Genomic DNA, 19,656 nt, shown 5'->3' on the forward strand with positions numbered 1-19,656 from the left:
ATCACTCGTCCGTTTCTGTCATTGCTGCGACGCTCGCTGCTCTCGTACTCCTCACGCCTTCGGTGGCCATCCGCTTCCTAGCGAAGTCGGGTTGACGGCGCATCACGCAACCTATGGTCAATCCAAACGGCGCTCTTGGAGATGACGTGCCCAGGACCGTCCACAACGACGGTCTTCGCCTTGAACAGTTCGCCGGTGGTGGATCGGGCATGGGGGTGATGCTAAAGCCGCCGAACTGGCCGCGCCAGAAACGTATGCGAGGCGAAAAGCCTTTGGCAAACGCCCTGTAACCCATTGATTTATAGACCGCACCTAATCGGCACTTTTGCAAAAAGATCGCGCAATTTCAGCGGTTACGCATAGCTTGAGGTGCTAGTCCTGCAAGGGGTGGAGGTTCGAGTCCTCTTGGCCGCACCAACGTTTCGATGTCGTACGTCGAAGCGTCGGTGCATGAAAACGGGTTGTGGGCGGCCGCGCTCTTCGACGACGGCGCCCTTCGCCGCTCACACGAGCCGCATTCGAAAGCGCCCGAACCCCGGGCCCTGATTCTTCGCACGGACATCACGGCTGACTGATAAGCGCTCCTGAAAGGCCGATGATCGATAGATCTCGTGCGCGTTCGGTGCGTCGCCGCGTCCTGCTGACGTCGTCTGTCCTGCAATCTTCTCCGCTGGCATTTCGGCGCCGCCGGGCGGCGTTCGCCCACCGCGGTCGAGGAAGCTGAACGCTTGCTGCCGACGGGCTTCAGCGTCGGTCCAGCGATACCTTGCCAATCTTCTCCTCGACAGCCGAGACCGGGGCTTCGGCACGATGCCGGTCCCGCGACGTGTCAGGAGATGGGCGATGAAGAAGATTGCTGCCGTCACAGCCGCCGTGCTCTTCGCGGCGAGTGGGTTCGGAACCACCGCAGCCGAGGCTCGGGGCGGCGGTGCCCTCGTGGCCGGCCTGATCGGCGGGCTCGCCGCGGGCGCACTCCTCGGTGCCGCTGCCGCGGAGGCGCACGCGGCGCCCGCCTACGGCTACGCAGATGCGCCCCCCGTGGTGCGCTATCGGCCCGCTCGCGTCGTCCGCGCGTACGACGACGAGGTCGTTTACCGGACGACGCGGGTCGTGCGCTCCGACGCGACGGATCCGGAAGGTTACGGCTATCGTGCCGCCGGGTACGGCGACCGCTGGCACTGCGACCGGCCGCACGGCTACGGCGGCTGGTAGCCGAAGAGGCGCCAGGGCTGCCCGAGGGGCGCGGGCAGCCCGCTTGCACCGCTCGGCACATCGCAAGGCGCAGGCCTCGGGCTCCGACACCCGGGCGGGGCTTCGGCGAAGTCCGGGATGCCCTGTCGAGGCTGAAACCCTTGACCGGTCCCGCCGCACCGCCGAAACATCGCCATCGACGGACCGGTCGTCCCGATCCATCCGCCACGGATCGTGCGCCGGCGCCGTGCCGGCCTGCGTCGCTCATGCCGGGCGGATACGATCCCGGCGGCGACCCTGTTCTCGAAAGCGACCATGGCAGGCCTCAAGGACAAGCGCGGATTCATCGACAAGGACCGGCTCGATCTCTCCGAGCGGAAGGCGGTCGAGTACTGGATGAAGCGCTGGGGCGTGACGCAGGACCAGCTGACCACGGCGCACCGCAAGGCCGGGCGCATGATCAAGGACATCGCCGCCGAGCTCGGAAAGAAGCGCTGAGCGGGCCGGATCGGACGACCCCGTCGCAGGTCCGCGCTGCCTGTGGTCGCGCGAGGAACCGGCCGATGCCGTTGCGAATGGATCCACCGGGGGGCGGGATCGACCGAAGCCGCCGGAGATCCTCATGGCCGCCCGAGGGCCGGCCGTGAGGGTGTGCGTCAGCCCTCGCTGTCGCGATTGAGGCCGAGGGCCTTCATCAGGTCGCCGATCGGATCGCCCTCCACCGGCTTGCCCGGCTGCGTCGCCGAGGCGACCGGGCTCGGAGCCTGCTGCTCGATCCGTGCCGCGGCCGGCCGGCCGCTCGCATTGGGCTGCGCCACCCTGCGGGCATGGACGTGCTCGGCCTTCCGCACCGGACGCGCCTGCGGCTGATCCTCGAGCCCCGACAGGCTCGCCGTCATCGCGACGGGCAGGAGGGTGAAGGAGGCGGGACGCGCCAGCGTCGCTTCCGCCGTCTCCGCCTGCGACGCGCGCGCCGGCGGATCGCTCCAGGCCGTCGCGGCTTCGGCGGACGCGACGATGGAGTGTCCGCGGCGCGTTTCGAAGGCCGGATCGCGCGGATGCAGAACATGCGCGGTGGTGATCAATCCCGTAACGAGCACGGCGGTCGTGAGGATTGTGGACTTGACGTGTTCCATGATCTCAGAACGAACGGCCAAGGTCATGGTTCCGCTTGCCGCGGACCCGACCTTCGGCCGGCATCGCCCAGCCCCCGAAACGAAAAGGGCGGCCCGCTGGGCCGCCCTCTCGCAGGTCGTAAATCGCTTCGCGGCCTACTCGGCCGCGGCCGAGGGCAGCTCGCCCAGCGGCCGGGCGCCGCTGTCGGACGCCTTCTGCTGGAGGATCATGCTGTCGCGGCGGCGTGCCACCGCGCGGATGTCGGCCACCATCGAGCCGGTGCCCGCGGGGATGAGGGAGCCGACGATGACGTTCTCCTTGAGGCCTTCCAGGTGGTCGATCTTGCCGTTGACCGCGGCTTCCGTGAGGACCCGGGTGGTCTCCTGGAACGAGGCCGCCGAGATGAACGACTTCGTCTGCAGCGACGCCTTGGTGATGCCGAGCAGGACGGGGACGCCCTGGACCGGCTTCTTTCCCTCGGCGAGGAGCTTCTCGTTGACCTCGGTCAGCTCCGTGCGGTCGATCTGGTCGCCCGCCAGGATGTCCGAGTCGCCGCCGTCGGTGATCTCGACCTTCTGCAGCATCTGCCGGACGATGACCTCGATGTGCTTGTCGTTGATCGACACGCCCTGGAGCCGGTAGACCTCCTGGATCTCGTTGACGAGGTAGGCGGCCAGCTCCTCCACGCCCTTGATCGCCAGGATGTCGTGCGGCGCCGGGTTGCCGTCGACGATGTAGTCGCCGAGCTCGACCACGTCCCCGTCCTGAAGGTGGATGTGCTTGCCCTTCGGGATCAGGTACTCGACCGTCTCCGAGCCGTCGTGCGGCGTCAGCGACAGGCGGCGCTTGTTCTTGTAGTCGCGCCCGAAGGCGATGGTGCCCGACTTCTCGGCGATGATCGCCGCGTCCTTCGGGCGCCGCGCCTCGAACAGCTCCGCCACCCGCGGCAGACCGCCGGTGATGTCGCGGGTCTTGGCCGAGTCGGTGGAGACGCGGGCGAGGATGTCGCCGGCCTTCACCGAGCCGCCCGGGTCGTAGCCGATGATGGCGTCGACCGGCAGGAAGTAGCGGGCGTCCGAGCCGCGCGGCAGCTTGACCGGCTTGCCCTCGGCGTCGACGACCACCATCGCCGGCTTGAGGTCCGAGGTGCGCGCCGAGCCGCGCCAGTCGATGACGACGCGCTTGGCGATGCCGGTCGACTCGTCGGTGGTCTCGGTGATCGACTGGCCGTCGACCATGTCCTCGTACATCACCACGCCGTCCGTCTCGGTGATGATCGGGCGGGTGTAGGGGTCCCACTCGGCGATGCGCTGGCCGCGCTTGACCTTGTCGCCGTCGTCGACCCGCAGGCGCGCGCCGTATTGGAGGCGGTGCACCGCACGCTCCGTGCCGTCGGCGCCGACGATCACCACCGCCACGTTGCGGCCGGTGGCGATCAGGTCGCCGTCCGAGTTCTTGGCGATCGCGCGGTTGCGGATCTTGATCGTGCCCTCGAAGCTCGACTCGATGAAGGACGAATCCGCGATCTGCGCCGCGCCGCCGATGTGGAAGGTGCGCATGGTGAGCTGGGTGCCCGGCTCGCCGATCGACTGCGCCGCGATGACGCCGACGGCCTCGCCCATGTTGACGGGCGTGCCGCGGGCGAGGTCGCGCCCGTAGCAGGTGGCGCAGACGCCCTGACGGGTCTGGCAGACCAGCACCGAGCGGATCTTCACCTCCTGGATCCCGGCCGCCTGGATGGCGGGCAGGTGGCGCTCCTCGATGGTCTCGCCGGTCTTGACGATGACCGTGCCGTCCTGGGCGACGAGATCCTCCGCCGTGGCGCGGCCGAGGATGCGGATCGCCAGCGTCGCGACGACCTGGCCGGCATCGATGATGGCGCGCATCTTGATGCCGTTGGTGGTGCCGCAATCGACCTCGCGGATGACCGCATCCTGCGCCACGTCGACGAGGCGGCGGGTCAGGTAGCCGGAGTTGGCGGTCTTCAACGCCGTGTCCGCGAGGCCCTTGCGGGCGCCGTGGGTGGAGTTGAAGTACTCGAGCACGTCGAGGCCTTCCTTGAAGTTCGAGATGATCGGCGTCTCGATGATCTCGCCCGAGGGCTTGGCCATCAGGCCGCGCATCGCCGCGAGCTGCTTCATCTGGGCCGGCGAGCCGCGCGCACCGGAATGGCTCATCATGTAGATCGAGTTGATCTGCTTGTCGGCGCCCTGGTCGTCCTTCTGGACGGTCGAGATCCGGAGCATCATCTCGGCGGCGAGCTTGTCCGAGCACTTGGCCCAGGCGTCGACGACCTTGTTGTACTTCTCGCCCTGGGTGATCAGGCCGTCGTTGTACTGCTGCTCATAGTCCTTCACCAGCGTGCGCGTGGTGTCGACGATGGTCCACTTGTTCTCCGGCACGACCATGTCGTCCTTGCCGAACGAGATGCCGGCCTTGAACGCGTGGTTGAAGCCGAGCGCCATGATGCGGTCGCAGAAGATCACCGACTCCTTCTGACCGCAGTGGCGGTAGACGGTGTCGATCATCGACGAGATCTCCTTCTTGGTCATCAGCTTGTTGACGACGTCGAAGGGCACCTTGGCGTGCAGCGGCAGCGCGCCGGACAGGATCACCCGGCCGGGCGTGGTGTCGTAGGTCTTGGTCAGCGGCTCGCCGTCGGGGCCGATGCCCTTCCAGCGCCACTTGATCTTCGAGTGCAGCTTCACCGACTTGGCGGCCAGGGCGTGCTCGAGCTCGCCCATGTCGCCGTAGACGCCCTGCATCGGGTTGGTCTTGTGGTCGGGCTGGAACGCGCCGACCAGGCCCTCGCCGACGATGGAGAGGTAGTACAGGCCGAGCACGATGTCCTGCGAGGGCACGATGATCGGCTGGCCGTTGGCCGGGTGCAGGATGTTGTTGGTCGACATCATCAGGACGCGCGCCTCCAGCTGAGCCTCGAGGCTCAGGGGGACGTGCACGGCCATCTGGTCGCCGTCGAAGTCGGCGTTGAACGCGGCGCAGACCAGCGGGTGCAGCTGGATCGCCTTGCCCTCGATCAGCTTCGGCTCGAACGCCTGGATGCCGAGGCGGTGGAGCGTCGGCGCGCGGTTGAGCATCACCGGGTGCTCGCGGATCACCTCGTCGAGGATGTCCCAGACCTCGGGCTTCTCCTTCTCGACGAGCTTCTTGGCCTGCTTGACGGTGGCCGAGAAGCCCTTGGCGTCGAGGCGCGCGTAGATGAACGGCTTGAACAGCTCGAGCGCCATCTTCTTCGGCAGGCCGCACTGGTGCAGCTTCAGCTCCGGGCCGACCACGATGACCGAGCGGCCCGAATAGTCGACGCGCTTGCCGAGCAGGTTCTGGCGGAAGCGGCCCTGCTTGCCCTTGAGCATGTCGGCGAGCGACTTCAGCGGGCGCTTGTTGGCGCCGGTGATGACGCGGCCGCGGCGGCCGTTGTCGAACAGCGCGTCGACCGCCTCCTGCAGCATCCGCTTCTCGTTGCGGATGATGATGTCGGGCGCGCGCAGCTCGATCAGACGCTTGAGGCGGTTGTTGCGGTTGATCACGCGACGGTAGAGGTCGTTCAGGTCCGACGTGGCGAAGCGGCCGCCGTCGAGCGGAACCAGCGGGCGCAGGTCCGGCGGGATCACGGGGACGACGGTCAGGATCATCCACTCGGGCTTGTTGCCCGACATCTGAAACGCCTCGATGATCTTGAGGCGCTTCAGGAGCTTCTTCGGCTTCAGCTCGGAGGTCGTGGTGGCGATCTCCTCGCGCAGCGAGTCGGCGATGCCGTCGAGGTCGAGCTCCTGCAGGATGCGCCGGATCGCCTCGGCGCCGATCATCGCCGTGAACGAATCCTCGCCGTACTCCTCCTGGGCGCGCAGGTACTCCTCCTCCGACAGGAGCTGGCGCTCCTTGAGGGGGGTGAGGCCCGGCTCGATGACGCAGTAGGACTCGAAGTAGAGGATCCGCTCGAGATCCTTGAGCGGCATGTCGAGCAGCAGGCCGATGCGGCTCGGCAGCGACTTCAGGAACCAGATGTGGGCGACCGGGGCGGCGAGCTCGATGTGGCCCATGCGGTCGCGCCGCACGCGCGCGAGGGTGACCTCGACGCCGCACTTCTCGCAGATGACGCCCTTGTACTTCATGCGCTTGTACTTGCCGCACAAGCACTCGTAGTCCTTGATCGGCCCGAAGATGCGGGCGCAGAACAGGCCGTCACGCTCCGGCTTGAAGGTCCGGTAGTTGATCGTCTCGGGCTTCTTGATCTCGCCGTAGGACCACGAGAGGATCTTTTCGGGGCTGGAGATCGAGATCTTGATCTGGTCGAAGCTCTGGGGCTGAGCCTGCTGGTTGAAAAGGTTCATGACCTCTTGGTTCATGATCCGCTCCTTGCTTGACGGGAACGCGCGCCCTGCGCCGGCGCCGTCCACGTCTTGAAATCAACTCGGCGCCGCGCCCTTCAAAGGCGCCGCTGGCCGTCGGCCCGTCCGGAGGCTCCGCCCCTCCCCGCTCGAACCGTGCCGGCGTTGGCGCCGGCACGGGAGGTGTCTTGTTTCGGCTACTCGGCCGCGTCGGCCGGCGGCTCCAGGGCGTCGTTGGCGGCCTTCTTGGACGAGGTCAGCTCGACGTTGAGGCCGAGCGACCGCATCTCCTTCACCAGCACGTTGAAGCTCTCCGGGATGCCGGCCTCGAAGGTGTCGTCGCCGCGGACGATCGCCTCGTAGACCTTGGTGCGGCCGGCCACGTCGTCCGACTTCACCGTGAGCATCTCCTGCAGCGTGTAGGCCGCACCGTAGGCCTCCAGCGCCCAGACCTCCATCTCGCCGAAGCGCTGCCCGCCGAACTGCGCCTTTCCGCCGAGCGGCTGCTGGGTGACCAGCGAGTACGGGCCGATCGAGCGGGCGTGGATCTTGTCGTCCACGAGGTGGTGGAGCTTCAGCATGTAGATGTAGCCCATCGTCACCTTGCGGTCGAAGGCCTCGCCGGTGCGCCCGTCGTAGAGCGTCGACTGGGCCGACCGGTCGAGCCCGGCCATCTCCAGCATGGTCTCGATGTCGGCTTCCTTGGCGCCGTTGAACACCGGGGTCGCCATCGGCACGCCGCGGCGCACGTTGTTGGCGGCCTCGGCCATGTCCTCGTCCGACAGGCCTTCCAGCTCCGACGGGGAGTAGATCGCCTGCATCTCCTCCTTCAGCGGGCCGATGTCCTGGCTCTTCAGGTAGGCGTCGACCGCCTTGCCGACCTTGCGGCCGAGGCCGGCCGCGGCCCAGCCGAGGTGCGTCTCGAGGATCTGGCCGACGTTCATGCGCGAGGGCACGCCAAGCGGGTTGAGCACGATGTCGGCATGCGTCCCGTCCTCCAGGAACGGCATGTCCTCGATCGGCACGATCCGCGAGACCACGCCCTTGTTGCCGTGGCGGCCGGCCATCTTGTCGCCCGGCTGGATCTTGCGCTTCACCGCGACGAAGACCTTGACCATCTTCATCACGCCGGGGGGCAGCTCGTCGCCGCGCTGCAGCTTCTCGACCTTGTCGAGGAAGCGCTGCTCGAGGCGCTTCTTCGACTCGTCGTACTGCTTCTGCATCGCCTCCATCTCGGTCATGAGACGGTCCTCGACGACGGCGAACTGCCACCATTGCGAGCGCGGGTACTCGTTGATGAGCTCACGCGTCAGCGTGGTCTCCTTCTTGAAGCCCTTCGGCCCGGCAATCGGCGCCTGGCCGATCAGTACGCCCGAGAGGCGGGCGTAGGTGTTGCGGTCCAGGATCGCCTGCTCGTCGTCGCGGTCCTTGGCGAGGCGCTCGATCTCCTCGCGCTCGATCGCCTGGGCGCGCTCGTCCTTGTCGACGCCGTGGCGGTTGAACACCCGGACCTCGACGATCGTGCCGGTCACGCCCGGGGGGACCCGGAGCGAGGTGTCGCGCACGTCGGACGCCTTCTCGCCGAAGATCGCGCGGAGGAGCTTCTCCTCCGGCGTCATCGGGCTCTCGCCCTTCGGCGTGATCTTGCCGACGAGGATGTCGCCGGCATGGACTTCGGCGCCGATGTAGACGATGCCGGCCTCGTCGAGGTTCTTCAGAGCCTCCTCCGAGACGTTCGGGATGTCGCGGGTGATCTCCTCCGGGCCCAGCTTGGTGTCGCGGGCCATCACCTCGAACTCCTCGATGTGGATCGAGGTGAACACGTCATCCTTCACGATCCGCTCGGAGAGCAGGATCGAGTCCTCGAAGTTGTAGCCGTTCCACGGCATGAACGCGACGAGGACGTTGCGGCCGAGCGCGAGCTCGCCGAACTCGGTGGACGGGCCGTCGGCGATGATCTCGCCCTTCTTCACCGGCTCTCCGACGCGAACCAGCGGCTTCTGCGTGATGCAGGTCGACTGGTTGGAGCGCTGGAACTTCTGCAGGCGGTAGATGTCGACGCCGGGCTTGGTGGCGTCGGCCTCCTCCGTCGCGCGGATGACGATGCGGGTGGCGTCCACCTGGTCGACGATGCCGGAGCGGCGGGCGGCGATGGCGGCGCCGGAGTCGCGGGCGACCACGGCCTCCATGCCGGTGCCGACGAACGGCGCGTCGGCGCGCACCAGCGGCACCGCCTGCCGCTGCATGTTCGAGCCCATCAGCGCGCGGTTGGCGTCGTCGTTCTCGAGGAACGGGATCAGCGCCGCGGCGACCGACACGAGCTGCTTCGGCGACACGTCCATCAGGTCGACGCGCTCCGGCCCGACGACGATCACGTCGCCGGCGCGGCGGCAGACCACCAGCTCCTCGGTGAGCTTCTTGTTCTCGTCCATCTGCGCGTTGGCCTGGGCGACGTAGTACTTCGCCTCCTCCATCGCGGAGAGGTACGAGACCTCGTTGGTGACGACGCCGTCCTTGACCCGGCGGAACGGGGTCTCGATGAAGCCGTACTTGTTCACCCGCGCGAAGGTCGCGAGCGAGTTGATCAGGCCGATGTTCGGGCCTTCCGGCGTCTCGATCGGGCAGATCCGGCCGTAATGGGTCGGGTGCACGTCGCGCACCTCGAAGCCGGCGCGCTCGCGGGTCAGGCCGCCCGGGCCGAGCGCCGAGAGGCGGCGCTTGTGCGTCACCTCGGAGAGCGGGTTGGTCTGGTCCATGAACTGCGACAGCTGCGACGAGCCGAAGAACTCGCGCACCGCGGCCGCCGCGGGCTTGGCGTTGATCAGGTCCTGCGGCATCACCGTGTCGATGTCGACCTGGGACATGCGCTCGCGGATGGCGCGCTCCATGCGGAGCAGGCCGAGGCGGTACTGGTTCTCCATCAGCTCGCCGACCGAGCGCACCCGGCGGTTGCCGAGGTGGTCGATGTCGTCGATCTCGCCCTTGCCGTCGCGCAGCTCGACGAGCGCCATGACGACCGCCAGCATGTCCTCCTTGCGGAGCGTGCGGACGGTGTCCTCGGCGTCGAGGTCGAGGCGCATGTTCATCTTCACGCGGCCGACGGCGGACAGGTCGTAGCGCTCGCTGTCGAAGAACAGCGAGTGGAACATGGCCTCGGCCGTCTCCAGGGTCGGCGGCTCGCCCGGGCGCATGACGCGGTAGATGTCGAACAGCGCGCCTTCGCGGGCGGAGTTCTTGTCCACGGCGAGCGTGTTGCGGATGTAGGGGCCGATGTTGACGTGGTCGATGTCGAGCACCGGGATCTCGGCGACGCCGACCTCTTCGAGGCTCTTGAGCAGCTTCTCGGAGATCTCCTCGCCGGCCTCGGCCCAGATCTCGCCGGTGTTCACATCGACGAGGTCCTCGGCGACGTACTGGCCGACCAGGTCCTCGTCGGTCGCCTTGAGGAACTTGGTCCCTTTCTCGGCGATCTGGCGGGCGTTGCGGGCGTTGAGCTTCTTGCCGGTCTCGAGCACGACCTCGCCGGAATCGGCGTCGATCAGGTCGACCGAGGCCTTGAAGCCCTTCAGCCGCTCGGCGTCGAACGGCACGCGCCAGTCGGCGCCGTCCCGGTCGTAGACGACCTTGTTGTAGAAGGTCGACAGGATCTCCTCGCCGGACAGCCCGAGCGCGTAGAGCAGCGACGTCACCGGCAACTTGCGCTTCCGATCGATGCGGACGTGCACGATGTCCTTGGCGTCGAACTCGACGTCGAGCCAGGAGCCGCGATACGGGATGATCCGGGCGGCGAACAGCAGCTTGCCCGAGGAGTGGGTCTTGCCCTTGTCGTGGTCGAAGAACACGCCCGGGGAGCGGTGCATCTGCGAGACGATAACGCGCTCGGTGCCGTTGACGATGAAGGTGCCGTTCTCCGTCATCAGGGGCATGTCGCCCATGTAGACGTCCTGCTCCTTAATGTCCTTGACCGACTTGGCCGCCGTGTCGGGATCGACGTCGAACACGATCAGCCGCAGGGTCACCTTCAGCGGGGCCGCGAAGGTGATGCCGCGCTGGCGGCACTCGTCGACGTCGTATTTCGGCTGCTCGAACGTGTAGCGGACGAATTCGAGGAGCGCCGTCGAGGAGAAGTCCGAGATCGGGAACACGCCCCGGAACACGCTCTGCAGGCCCTCGTCGCCGCGGCCGCCCTCGGGCTCGTCCATCATCAGGAACTGGTCGTAGGACGCCTTCTGAACCTCGATGAGGTTCGGCATCTCGGCGACTTCCTTGATCTTACCGAAGAACTTCCGAATGCGCTTGCGACCGACCAGCGTATTGGCCATGTGACCTCGCTCCACCATCTTCGCGTCCTGGTCGCCCGGGGAAGTCTCGCCGACTCCCGCGCCGGGCCATGGCTCGCGTCCCGCCGGACCGCGCCACCCGAATTCATGATCTCAATCGGCTCGTTCCGAGCCGGGACCCGTCTCAGGGTCCGCCGGCCGCCGAAGCGGCCTCAGCCCGCGGGTGCGAACACCCGCGGGCTGCGGTCACGCCCGGCTCCCGAGGGAACCGGCCGCGCGGTGACGGGCCGGAGATCGGCCCATCGTCGGCTTACTTGAGCTCGACCTTGGCGCCGGCCTTCTCGAGCTGCGCCTTGAGCTTCTCGGCCTCGTCCTTGGCGACCGACTCCTTGACGGCCTTCGGGGCGCCCTCGACGAGGTCCTTGGCTTCCTTGAGGCCGAGGCCGGTGATCGCGCGGACCTCCTTGATGACCTCGATCTTCTTGTCGCCGGCGGCGGTGAGCATGACTGTGAACTCGGTCTGCTCCTCGGCGGCGGCAGCCGGGCCGGCGGCCGGGCCGGCAGCCACGGCGACGGCGGCGGCGGCCGAGACGCCCCACTTCTCCTCGAGCATCTTGGCGAGGTCGGCGGCCTCGAGAACGGTCAGCGACGACAGGTCGTCGACGAGCTTGGCAAGATCAGCCATGGTGATGATCCTCTAACGATATCGGTGTGAAGGGATGGGTTTGAAAGGGGAAACGACCGTCAGGCCGCTTCGTCCTTGGTGGCATAGGCTCCGAACACGCGGGCGAGCTTGGCCGCCGGCGCATTGACGACCTGGGCGATCTTGGTCGCGGGAGCCTGGACGAGGCCCACGATCTTGGCGCGCAGTTCGTCGAGGGACGGGAGCGAGGCGAGGGCCTTCACGCCGTCCGGGTTCAGAGCGGTCGCGCCCATGGCGCCGCCGAGGATCACGAGCTTGTCGTTGGCCTTGGCGAAATCCACCGCCACCTTGGCGGCCGCGACCGGATCGCTCGAATAGGCGAGCAGGGTCGGGCCCTTCAGGAGGGGCTTGATGGAGGCGACGTCCGTGCCATCGAGAGCGATGCTGGCGAGGCTGTTCTTCGCGACCTGCACGGTGGCGCCGGCGAGCTTCATCTGCGAACGCAGCTTCTGCATCTCGGCGACCGTGAGGCCTTTGTAGTGGGCCACGACGACGACGGCGCTCTTTGCGAACACGCCGTTGAGCGTCGAGACGAGATCAGCTTTTGCTGTCCTGTCCACTGGGGCTCTCTCCGGTTGGGCGGAACCCGAGAATGGGTCCGCCGGTTGCACGTGCCGCCCGGGACGGATCTTCAGCCTCATGGAAGCCGAAAACGTCCTGGACGACGCTTCACGGCCCTGTCCCCCGGTGCCGCCCCCGCGAGGGGTGCGATGCCTAAGGGCTGAGATGGTTCAAACCGATGCCTTCACGCCGTCCCTCATCGGTCAGGCGCTTCGAAAATGCGGTCTTCCCCGTCTGTGCAGGTTGGGGGATTAAGCCGGCGAACCGGCACCTGCAGTCTCGGACAGGACATGGCCGGACGCGGCCCTCAGAGGTTTTCACCCCTCAGGTCCTGCCGGCCATCGACGCCCGGTCACCCAGGCGGCGTCTCGATACGGAACCCGACCGGGCGGACGGGCTCCCTGAACAAACATGAAAATTGCGTGGAGCGCGGTGTATAGAGCCAAGCAAGCCGCCTGCCAAGGGCCGAGACGCGACTTTTCCGACTTAGGCAAACGCGCGGTGTCCTCGGGTGGCCGAACTCCTACCCGAGCCGGTCGATGGCTCCGAGCGGCTTCTCGGACGGACTCTGCGTTGGATTTGCGATTCGGTGCGGATGGTCGGCCTTCTCCGACGCTTGATAAGCTCTCCACCGGGCTGCCGGATTTCGACCGATTGCGCTGAAGGTTCGGGCGTCGTCATGGCCGTGTGCCGTCGCAGCCCGACCTCGAGGCGAGTCCCATGCAGCGCGTACAACGGCAGGACTGGATCGACGTGCGCGCGGCATCGGGATCATTCTGGTCGTGTTCGGCCACGTCCTCCGGGGAACCGTCAAGGCGGGGATCGTGCCTGACACATCCGCGACCCAGTGGGTGGATTTCGGTCTGTACACCTTCCACATGCCGCTGTTCTTCTTCCTGGCCGGACTGAACCTGCCCGGCAGCCTTCGACGCGGACGGGTGCCGTTTCTCCAAGCCAAGCTCTGGACGATCGGCCTTCCCTACGTGATCTGGACGTTCATCCAGGGCAGCGTGATGATCCTGCTGGCGCAGGACATCAACACGCAGGTCGCTCCCGCCGACCTTCTCGCCTTCCCGTACCGTCCCCTCGGACCGCTTTGGTTTCTCTACGCCCTTCTGATCTGCCACGTGCTGGCCGCCATGATTCCCGATCGCAGACTGTTCGCCGCCATCGCGGCGGCGGGATTCGTGATCTTCTTTCGGCTCCCGGAGGTTCCAAGCCTCGCGCTGACCCTGCACAACCTTCCGTTCTATCTCGCAGGTGCCTATGCCGGGCACGCTGTGGCGGCTTGGCGGACGCCGGTGAGCCTGTCGGGGATCGCGCTCATCTGGACGGGCTTCGCCCTGGCGGTCGTGGGTGCCTGGACGGTCTCCGGCTTCAGCCCGATGGCGCTGGCGGCGCTACCTGCCTGTTGTCTCGGCATTCTCGGCGTCGTGTGGGTGAGTAAGCGTATCGGTGGCGGCGCGCTCGCCACGGTCGGCCTGCTCTCGCTCTCGATCTTCGTCATGCACTCGCTGGCCGCGGCCGGCCTGCGCGTGGCCATGACGCGCCTGCACGTTCCGCCCGACCCCATGGTCTACCTGATCTCGGGGACGGCCTTCGGCATCCTGGGCCCGATGCTCGCACATCGGCTCCTCGCCCGATGGAACACGCTGTCGGTGTTGGGGCTCGGAGCGCCGCCGTGGCGCCACCGCATCGCCGTCTCGGACACAGCCCGGTAACGTCTCGGGGGTCGGCCCGCTCGGTTAGGCTGCCTCGCGCTCCGGCACGAAGCGCTTGCGCGCGTTCTCCCACCATGAGCGCTGCCGCGCCGCCTCGGTCTCGGCGGCCTTGGCCGCGTAGAACGAGGCGTTGTGCTCGCCGCGCAGGGCCTCGCGGGTGAAGCGGATCAGGTGGTGGGCGACGAAGCCCATGTTGAACACCGCCTCGATCTGCCCACGCCTCAGGGCGTAGACGGCCGCCGACCAGAACGGCTTGCGGTAATCCGAGAAGATGCCCACCCGGGTGATGATGTTGAACCCGAGGATCAGCCCGCGGCGCAGGTTGGTGAAGGTCAGCTTGCCCTTCGTCGGGGTGACGATGCGATTCGGGTAGGTCGTCGCGCACTGGTGCTTGAAGCGCTCGAAGATCTTTTCCGGCGCGTAGGCGTGCGCGATCGCCCGGCGCCAGCTCGACACCACGGTGTCGTGCGGGCGCTTGAACAGGACGTTCGACTCGAGCGCCGCGTCGTGGACGAGGCGCCCTTCCCGCTGCAGCCGGTCCCAGAGCGGCGTCTTCGGCAGGGCCTGGAGGATGTTGATCGTCAGGACGGGGATGCCCGACTTGTCGATGAAGTCGATTAGGTACTGCTCGGAGGCGTCCGAGTCGGAGTCGAGACCGAGGATGATGCCCGACGTCACCTCGAGGCCGTAGGAGTTCAGCGTCTCGATCGCGCCGTACATCGGCACGGCGGCGTTGTGGGTCTTGTCGATGCCCTTGAGCGCGTCCTCCTCCGGCGTCTCGATGCCGACGAACACGGTCATGAAGTTCGCCTGCCGCATCAGCTCGAGGATCTCGGGCTGCTTGGCCATGTTGAGGGTCGCCTCGCAGGCGAACTGGAGCGGGTAGTCGTTCTTCTTCTGCCACGCGACGAGGTGCGGGAGCATGTCCCGCGTCGCCTTGCGGTTGGCGATGAAGTTGTCGTCGACGAAGTAGACCACCGCCGGGTGGCCGGGCTGGCTGATGATCGCGTCGAGCTCGGCGCACATCTGCTCGGGGCTCTTCAGCCGCGGCTGGCGCCCGTAGAGCTGCGGGATGTCGCAGAACTCGCAGCGGTAGGGGCAGCCCGAGGAGAATTGCAGCGAGCCGATCAGGTAGCGCTTCAGCGGGGCCGCCTCGTAGGCCGGCGCCGGGAAGTCCGAGAGCGGCAGCCGCTCCTTGGTCTCGAGCCGGACCTGGGACGGGGGCCGCGCCAGGTCGCGGTCGAGGATCGCGACGAGCGCGTCCGTGGCGTCGCCGATCTCGCCCATGTGGAGGTAGTCGAAGTCGGGATACTTCTCGGGTGCGCCGGAGACCGAGGGGCCGCCGAGCACCGTCACCTTGCCCGCGGCGTGCGCGCGCTTGGCGATCTCGTGGATCTGCGGCTCCTGGATGTGCATGCCCGACACGAACACCGCATCGGCCCAGGCGAACTCCTCAAGGGTGGCGCGCTTGATGTTCTCATCGACGAACCGGCACTCCCAGGTCTCGGGCATGTAGGCCGAGATCAGCAGAAGGCCCTGGGGCGGCATGAACGCCTTCACGCCGCCCATCAGCGGGTAGGCGTGGGAGAAGGTCCCGAAGGACGGCGTGTAGGCGGGGAAGACGCACAGGATGCGTCGCTGAGTCTGAACGGAGAGGTTGCATCGCATGGCGCCCTATTTAGCACAGCTGCGACCGTTGGCGCCCCCCTTCGCCGCGGCAATCTGCATCGTGATCGCCGGGCGCGGGGGCCGCTCCGCGGGGCTGTCTGCGCAGGGTCCCGGATCACCCTCGGCTGATGCTTCGGCTGTCCGGGACCCGGCACGACGCGCAACGAAAAACGCCCGGCCGCAGGGGCCGGGCGCTTCGATCGTGTCGTCGTAGCGGGACGGTCAGGCGCCGAGGACGGAGCCCGGCTCGACCTTCACGCCCGGGCCCATCGTCGAGGTGACGGCGATGCGCTGGATGTAGGTGCCCTTGGAGCCGGCGGGCTTGGCCTTGGCCACCGCGTCGGCGAACGCCTTGATGTTCTCGACGAGCTTGGCCTCGTCGAACGAGACCTTGCCGATGCCGGCGTGGACGATGCCCGCCTTCTCGACGCGGAACTCGACCGAGCCGCCCTTGGCGCCAGCGACCGCGGACTTCACGTCCATGGTGACGGTGCCGACCTTCGGGTTCGGCATCAGGCCGCGGGGGCCGAGCACCTTACCGAGCCGGCCGACGAGCGGCATCATGTCCGGGGTGGCGATGCAACGATCGAACTCGATCTTGCCGCCCTGGACGATCTCGAGCAGGTCCTCGGCGCCGACGATGTCGGCACCGGCCGCCCGGGCGTCGTCCGCCTTGGCGCCGCGGGCGAACACCGCCACCCGCACCGTCCGGCCGGAGCCGTTGGGCAGGTTGCAGACGCCGCGGACCATCTGGTCGGCGTGGCGCGGGTCGACGCCGAGGTTCATCGAGACCTCGACGGTCTCGTCGAACTTGGCATTGGCCTTAGCCTTCACCATCGCGATCGCCTCGGCGATCCCGTAGAGCTTGGTCGGGTCGATGCCCTCGCGGGCGGCGCGGATGCGCTTGCCTTCGTGTGCCATGGTGCCCTCCCCTTACGCGGTGACTTCGAGGCCCATGGCCCGCGCGGAGCCACGGATCATCGCGACGGCGGCATCCACCGAATCGCAGTTCAGGTCGGGCATCTTCTTCTCGGCGATCTCGCGAAGCTGCGCCTCGGAGACCGTGCCGACGGTCGGGCCCTTGCCGGGGGTCTTGGAGCCGGAGGCCGGCTTCTTGCCGATCTTCAGGCCCGCGGCCTTCTTCAGGAAAAAGGTGACCGGCGGCTGCTTCATCTCGAAGGTGAAGCTGCGATCCTGGTAGGCCGTGATCACGACCGGGATCGGGGTTCCCTTCTCGATCTGCGCGGTCTTCGCGTTGAAGGCCTTGCAGAATTCCATGATGTTGAGGCCGCGCTGACCGAGCGCGGGACCGATCGGCGGCGACGGGTTGGCGGCGCCGGCCGGGACTTGAAGCTTCACGTAGCCCGTGATCTTCTTCGCCATGGGACTGCTCCCAAATGATTGCGCGCCACCGGGCTGCCTGAGGCTCGGTCGGACGGGCGGTTGCAGGTCGCGGTGCGGACCGTTGGCCCCGGCGGCGAACCGGGCGGGCCTTCCGCGGGCTTTCGCGAACAGGAAGCAGCGAAGACGGAATGGGCGGGCCGGTGCATCGCATCGGCCGATCCGAAAGGGCGCGGTGCCCTCGATCCGCTATTCGCTCCTCCCGATCCGCTCTACGTCAGGCCTTCTCGACCTGGGCGTATTCGAGTTCCACCGGGGTGGCGCGGCCGAAGATCGACACGGCGACCTTCAGGCGCGAGCGGCTCTCGTCGACTTCCTCGACGGTGCCGTTGAACGAGGCGAAGGGGCCGTCGGCGACGCGGACGGTCTCGCCGATCTCGAAGGAGATCGACGGCTTCGGACGGTCGACGCCCTCGGCGACCTGGCCCTTGATCCGCTCGGCCTCGGCGTCCGGGATCGGCACCGGCTTCGACTTGTCGGCGCCGAGGAAGCCCGTGACCTTCGGGGTGTTCTTGATCAGATGGTAAACCTCGTCGGTGAGGTCGCACTTCACCAGCACGTAGCCGGGGAAGAACTTCCGCTCCGCGTCAACCTTGCGGCCGCGGCGGACCTCGACGACCTTCTCGGTCGGGACCATCACCTCCTCGAAGAGGTCCATGAGCCCACGCTGGGCCGCCTGATCCTTGATGGACTGGGCGACCTTGTTCTCGAAGTTCGAGTAGGCGTGGACGATGTACCAGCGCTTCGACACGGTTCTGATCGACTCCTGTTCGCGTCGGGCCGGGGCCCGCGGACGGTGTGTGTTGCCTACAGGCCCAGGATCAGGCCGACGAGGTAGCGAAGGCCCTGATCGACCACCGTGAAGAACAGGCTCGCGACCACCACCATCACGAAGACCATGATCGTGGTGACCGTGGTCTCCTTGCGGGTCGGCCACGTGACCTTGCGGCCCTCGTCGCGCACCTGCCCGAGGAACTCCAGCGGGCCGACGCGCTTCGGCGCGGGCCGGGCCGGCGGAGCGTTGCGCTGCGGCGGCTGGGAAGCCGCGCCGCGGACCGGGCTGCGCGCCGGATCGGCCTTCTTGGTCGCTTCGTTCGATGCCATGGCGTCAGGAACCGGGTTTCGAGAATGACGACGGGTTCGGAAGCTCGCCCGAACGAGCCCGAACCGACAGCCGACATCGATCTCGGAGTGCGCCCGCTCTAGCGCAAGTCGTCGGGGTTGTCGACAGCCGCGGCGCGTCGCGAGCGTCAGGAGCGTGGCGTGGAACGGCAGGAAATGCAGACTGGCAGGAGTGGAGGGACTCGAACCCGCAACCTCCGGTTTTGGAGACCGGCGCTCTGACCAGTTGAGCTACACTCCTATCGCGACGCCCAATGCCCGATCGGGCGCCGGGATGCAAGAGCCGGGAACGCCGGAAATGCGTCACCGACCGTGATCGGCCCGCTCCGTCGCCGTCAGCGGGCGCAGTCCCGTTCGGTCGAAGCGGAAGAGCTCGTCGCTGCGGCCGTAAGGGCCCTTCCGCAGCCGGTCGCGCACCTCCGCGGCGAGGCCGATGCGGGCCTTGCTGTCGGCGGGCCATGCCATCAGCAGGTCGCGGGTCGGGATCGCGACCGTGATGCCATCGGCTTTCAGCGCCGTGCGGATCTCGTCCAGATAGCCGGGCAACATCAACCGCGCGGCGTCGTAGTCATCGCCGGCATTGGTCATGGCGAGGATGGGGATGCCGCCGTCGACCGCGAGGGCGAACGCGGCCTCCTTCGAGGCCGCGGCGAGGTTGGCCAGCGCCGGAACCTCGATGGCGGTTCGGATCGCCGCGGCATCGACGCCCCACCCTTCGAGCATCGGCCGGGTCAGGTAGCGCATCCGGTCCGCCCCATCGATGACGTAGGCCACGACCAGGGTCTCCGAGAAGGTCCGCGTGGCGAGGTCCGGCACCTGGGCGAGGATCGCGCGCGGCAGGAGCTGCGGGCGCAGCTGCGCCCGGATCGCCGCGAGGCTCGGCTCGCCGGGCGACGGCGCCGCGTCCATGTCCTTCAGCGCGGTGGAGAGATACGCCTCGATCATCCGCCGGCGCGCGTCGCCGGCGAGTGGGGCGACCCGCGGATACAGGTTGGTGAGGGCGATCGTGCTGCGGCCGACCAGGATCTGTCCCGGATCACGGTCGCGGCGGATCTCCGCGCCCGGCCGGATCGCCCGCAGGATGGCCGCCACCTCGTCGCGGAAGCGTCCGTCGCTCAGGGCGTCGGCACGGGCCGGGCAAATCAGGATCGCGCTCGCGGCGGCGGCAAGCCACAGGCGGCGCGTCGGCCACGGAAACCCGATGGCGGTGTTCATTCCTGGGGCTCCGCGGCTCGTCGCGGATGGCAGGAAAATAAACCGACGGCTCCCTGTCAAGCTCGGGGTCGGCAGGGAGGGATGGAATGCCGATGTCAGGCGGTGACAACGGGGTCGCGAGCCGATCCCGCGGCCTCCGCGACGAGACACGGCCGGCGGAGATCGCCGGCCGTGCCGAATCGCTCGAGCGACTACGCGTTGATGGCGGCGACGACGCCGGCGCCGACGGTTCGGCCGCCCTCGCGGATGGCGAAGCGCAGCTTCTCCTCCATGGCCACCGGCACGATCAGCGTGACGTCCATGGTCACGTTGTCGCCCGGCATCACCAT

At 67.6% G+C, this 19,656-nt stretch carries 14 protein-coding genes, 1 tRNA gene and 1 pseudogene; 3 read left to right on the forward strand and 13 right to left on the reverse strand.

Features of this window, described 5'->3' with window-relative positions; all coding sequences use genetic code 11:
- Positions 1 to 843: 843 nt before the first annotated feature.
- Positions 844 to 1,212, forward strand: coding sequence for a hypothetical protein (locus tag MKK55_RS12480; protein ID WP_243934994.1), 369 nt, complete (start codon positions 844 to 846; stop codon positions 1,210 to 1,212).
- Positions 1,213 to 1,506: 294 nt separating this feature from the next.
- Entirely contained in the window at positions 1,507 to 1,689 is a 183-nt protein-coding gene (locus MKK55_RS12485; protein WP_147842154.1) for a DUF3606 domain-containing protein, read from the forward strand.
- Between the two features lie 158 nt (positions 1,690 to 1,847).
- On the opposite strand, the gene MKK55_RS12490 is transcribed toward MKK55_RS12485, so the two are convergent.
- The 5 genes from MKK55_RS12490 to rplJ form a co-directional block, all read right to left on the reverse strand.
- The gene (locus MKK55_RS12490) at positions 1,848 to 2,348 is read right to left on the reverse strand and encodes a hypothetical protein (RefSeq protein WP_243934996.1); all 501 of its coding nucleotides are present in this window, start codon (positions 2,346 to 2,348) and stop codon (positions 1,848 to 1,850) included.
- 114 nt (positions 2,349 to 2,462) lie between these two features.
- Complete coding sequence (gene rpoC, locus MKK55_RS12495) at positions 2,463 to 6,674, reverse strand: DNA-directed RNA polymerase subunit beta' (RefSeq protein WP_147727147.1); 4,212 nt, start codon at positions 6,672 to 6,674, stop codon at positions 2,463 to 2,465.
- A 179-nt stretch (positions 6,675 to 6,853) separates the two neighbouring features.
- Positions 6,854 to 10,978, reverse strand: a complete 4,125-nt coding sequence (gene rpoB, locus MKK55_RS12500; protein WP_147842157.1) for a DNA-directed RNA polymerase subunit beta — start codon at positions 10,976 to 10,978, stop codon at positions 6,854 to 6,856.
- Positions 10,979 to 11,246: 268 nt separating this feature from the next.
- Positions 11,247 to 11,621 carry a 50S ribosomal protein L7/L12 gene (gene rplL, locus MKK55_RS12505; RefSeq protein ID WP_147842158.1) on the reverse strand — a complete coding sequence of 125 codons (375 nt, stop codon included), beginning with the start codon at positions 11,619 to 11,621 and terminating at the stop codon, positions 11,247 to 11,249.
- Positions 11,622 to 11,680: 59 nt separating this feature from the next.
- A complete protein-coding gene (rplJ, locus tag MKK55_RS12510) occupies positions 11,681 to 12,199 on the reverse strand; it encodes a 50S ribosomal protein L10 (protein WP_147727669.1) in 519 nt (172 codons plus the stop codon).
- Between the two features lie 765 nt (positions 12,200 to 12,964).
- On the opposite strand from rplJ, the gene MKK55_RS12515 reads away from it, so the two are divergent.
- Complete coding sequence (locus tag MKK55_RS12515; RefSeq protein WP_313898963.1) at positions 12,965 to 13,921, forward strand: acyltransferase; 957 nt, start codon at positions 12,965 to 12,967, stop codon at positions 13,919 to 13,921.
- A gap of 24 nt (positions 13,922 to 13,945) precedes the next feature.
- Here MKK55_RS12515 and MKK55_RS12520 read toward each other — a convergent pair whose 3' ends face one another.
- From MKK55_RS12520 to tuf, 8 genes and pseudogenes are all read right to left on the reverse strand, one after another.
- Positions 13,946 to 15,589, reverse strand: a complete 1,644-nt coding sequence (locus MKK55_RS12520) for a B12-binding domain-containing radical SAM protein (protein WP_243935000.1) — start codon at positions 15,587 to 15,589, stop codon at positions 13,946 to 13,948.
- 222 nt (positions 15,590 to 15,811) lie between these two features.
- Complete coding sequence (rplA, locus tag MKK55_RS12525; RefSeq protein ID WP_147727672.1) at positions 15,812 to 16,510, reverse strand: 50S ribosomal protein L1; 699 nt, start codon at positions 16,508 to 16,510, stop codon at positions 15,812 to 15,814.
- Positions 16,511 to 16,522: 12 nt separating this feature from the next.
- Positions 16,523 to 16,972: a 50S ribosomal protein L11 gene (gene rplK, locus MKK55_RS12530; protein WP_243935002.1), complete on the reverse strand. Its 450-nt coding sequence runs from the start codon at positions 16,970 to 16,972 to the stop codon at positions 16,523 to 16,525.
- Positions 16,973 to 17,207: 235 nt separating this feature from the next.
- Positions 17,208 to 17,741 carry a transcription termination/antitermination protein NusG gene (nusG, locus tag MKK55_RS12535; RefSeq protein WP_147727676.1) on the reverse strand — a complete coding sequence of 178 codons (534 nt, stop codon included), beginning with the start codon at positions 17,739 to 17,741 and terminating at the stop codon, positions 17,208 to 17,210.
- Between the two features lie 56 nt (positions 17,742 to 17,797).
- On the reverse strand, positions 17,798 to 18,094 hold the full coding sequence (gene secE, locus MKK55_RS12540) for a preprotein translocase subunit SecE (protein ID WP_147727674.1): 297 nt from the start codon (positions 18,092 to 18,094) through the stop codon (positions 17,798 to 17,800).
- Between the two features lie 182 nt (positions 18,095 to 18,276).
- Positions 18,277 to 18,353: transfer RNA gene (locus tag MKK55_RS12545), tRNA-Trp, on the reverse strand.
- Between the two features lie 62 nt (positions 18,354 to 18,415).
- Positions 18,416 to 19,327 carry a hypothetical protein gene (locus MKK55_RS12550; protein WP_243935004.1) on the reverse strand — a complete coding sequence of 304 codons (912 nt, stop codon included), beginning with the start codon at positions 19,325 to 19,327 and terminating at the stop codon, positions 18,416 to 18,418.
- Positions 19,328 to 19,518: 191 nt separating this feature from the next.
- A pseudogene (gene tuf, locus MKK55_RS12555) lies at positions 19,519 to 19,656 on the reverse strand (elongation factor Tu); the annotation flags it as partial.

The sequence above is a fragment of the Methylobacterium sp. J-059 genome, assembly GCF_022829485.1.
Taxonomy (GTDB): Bacteria; Pseudomonadota; Alphaproteobacteria; order Rhizobiales; family Beijerinckiaceae; genus Methylobacterium.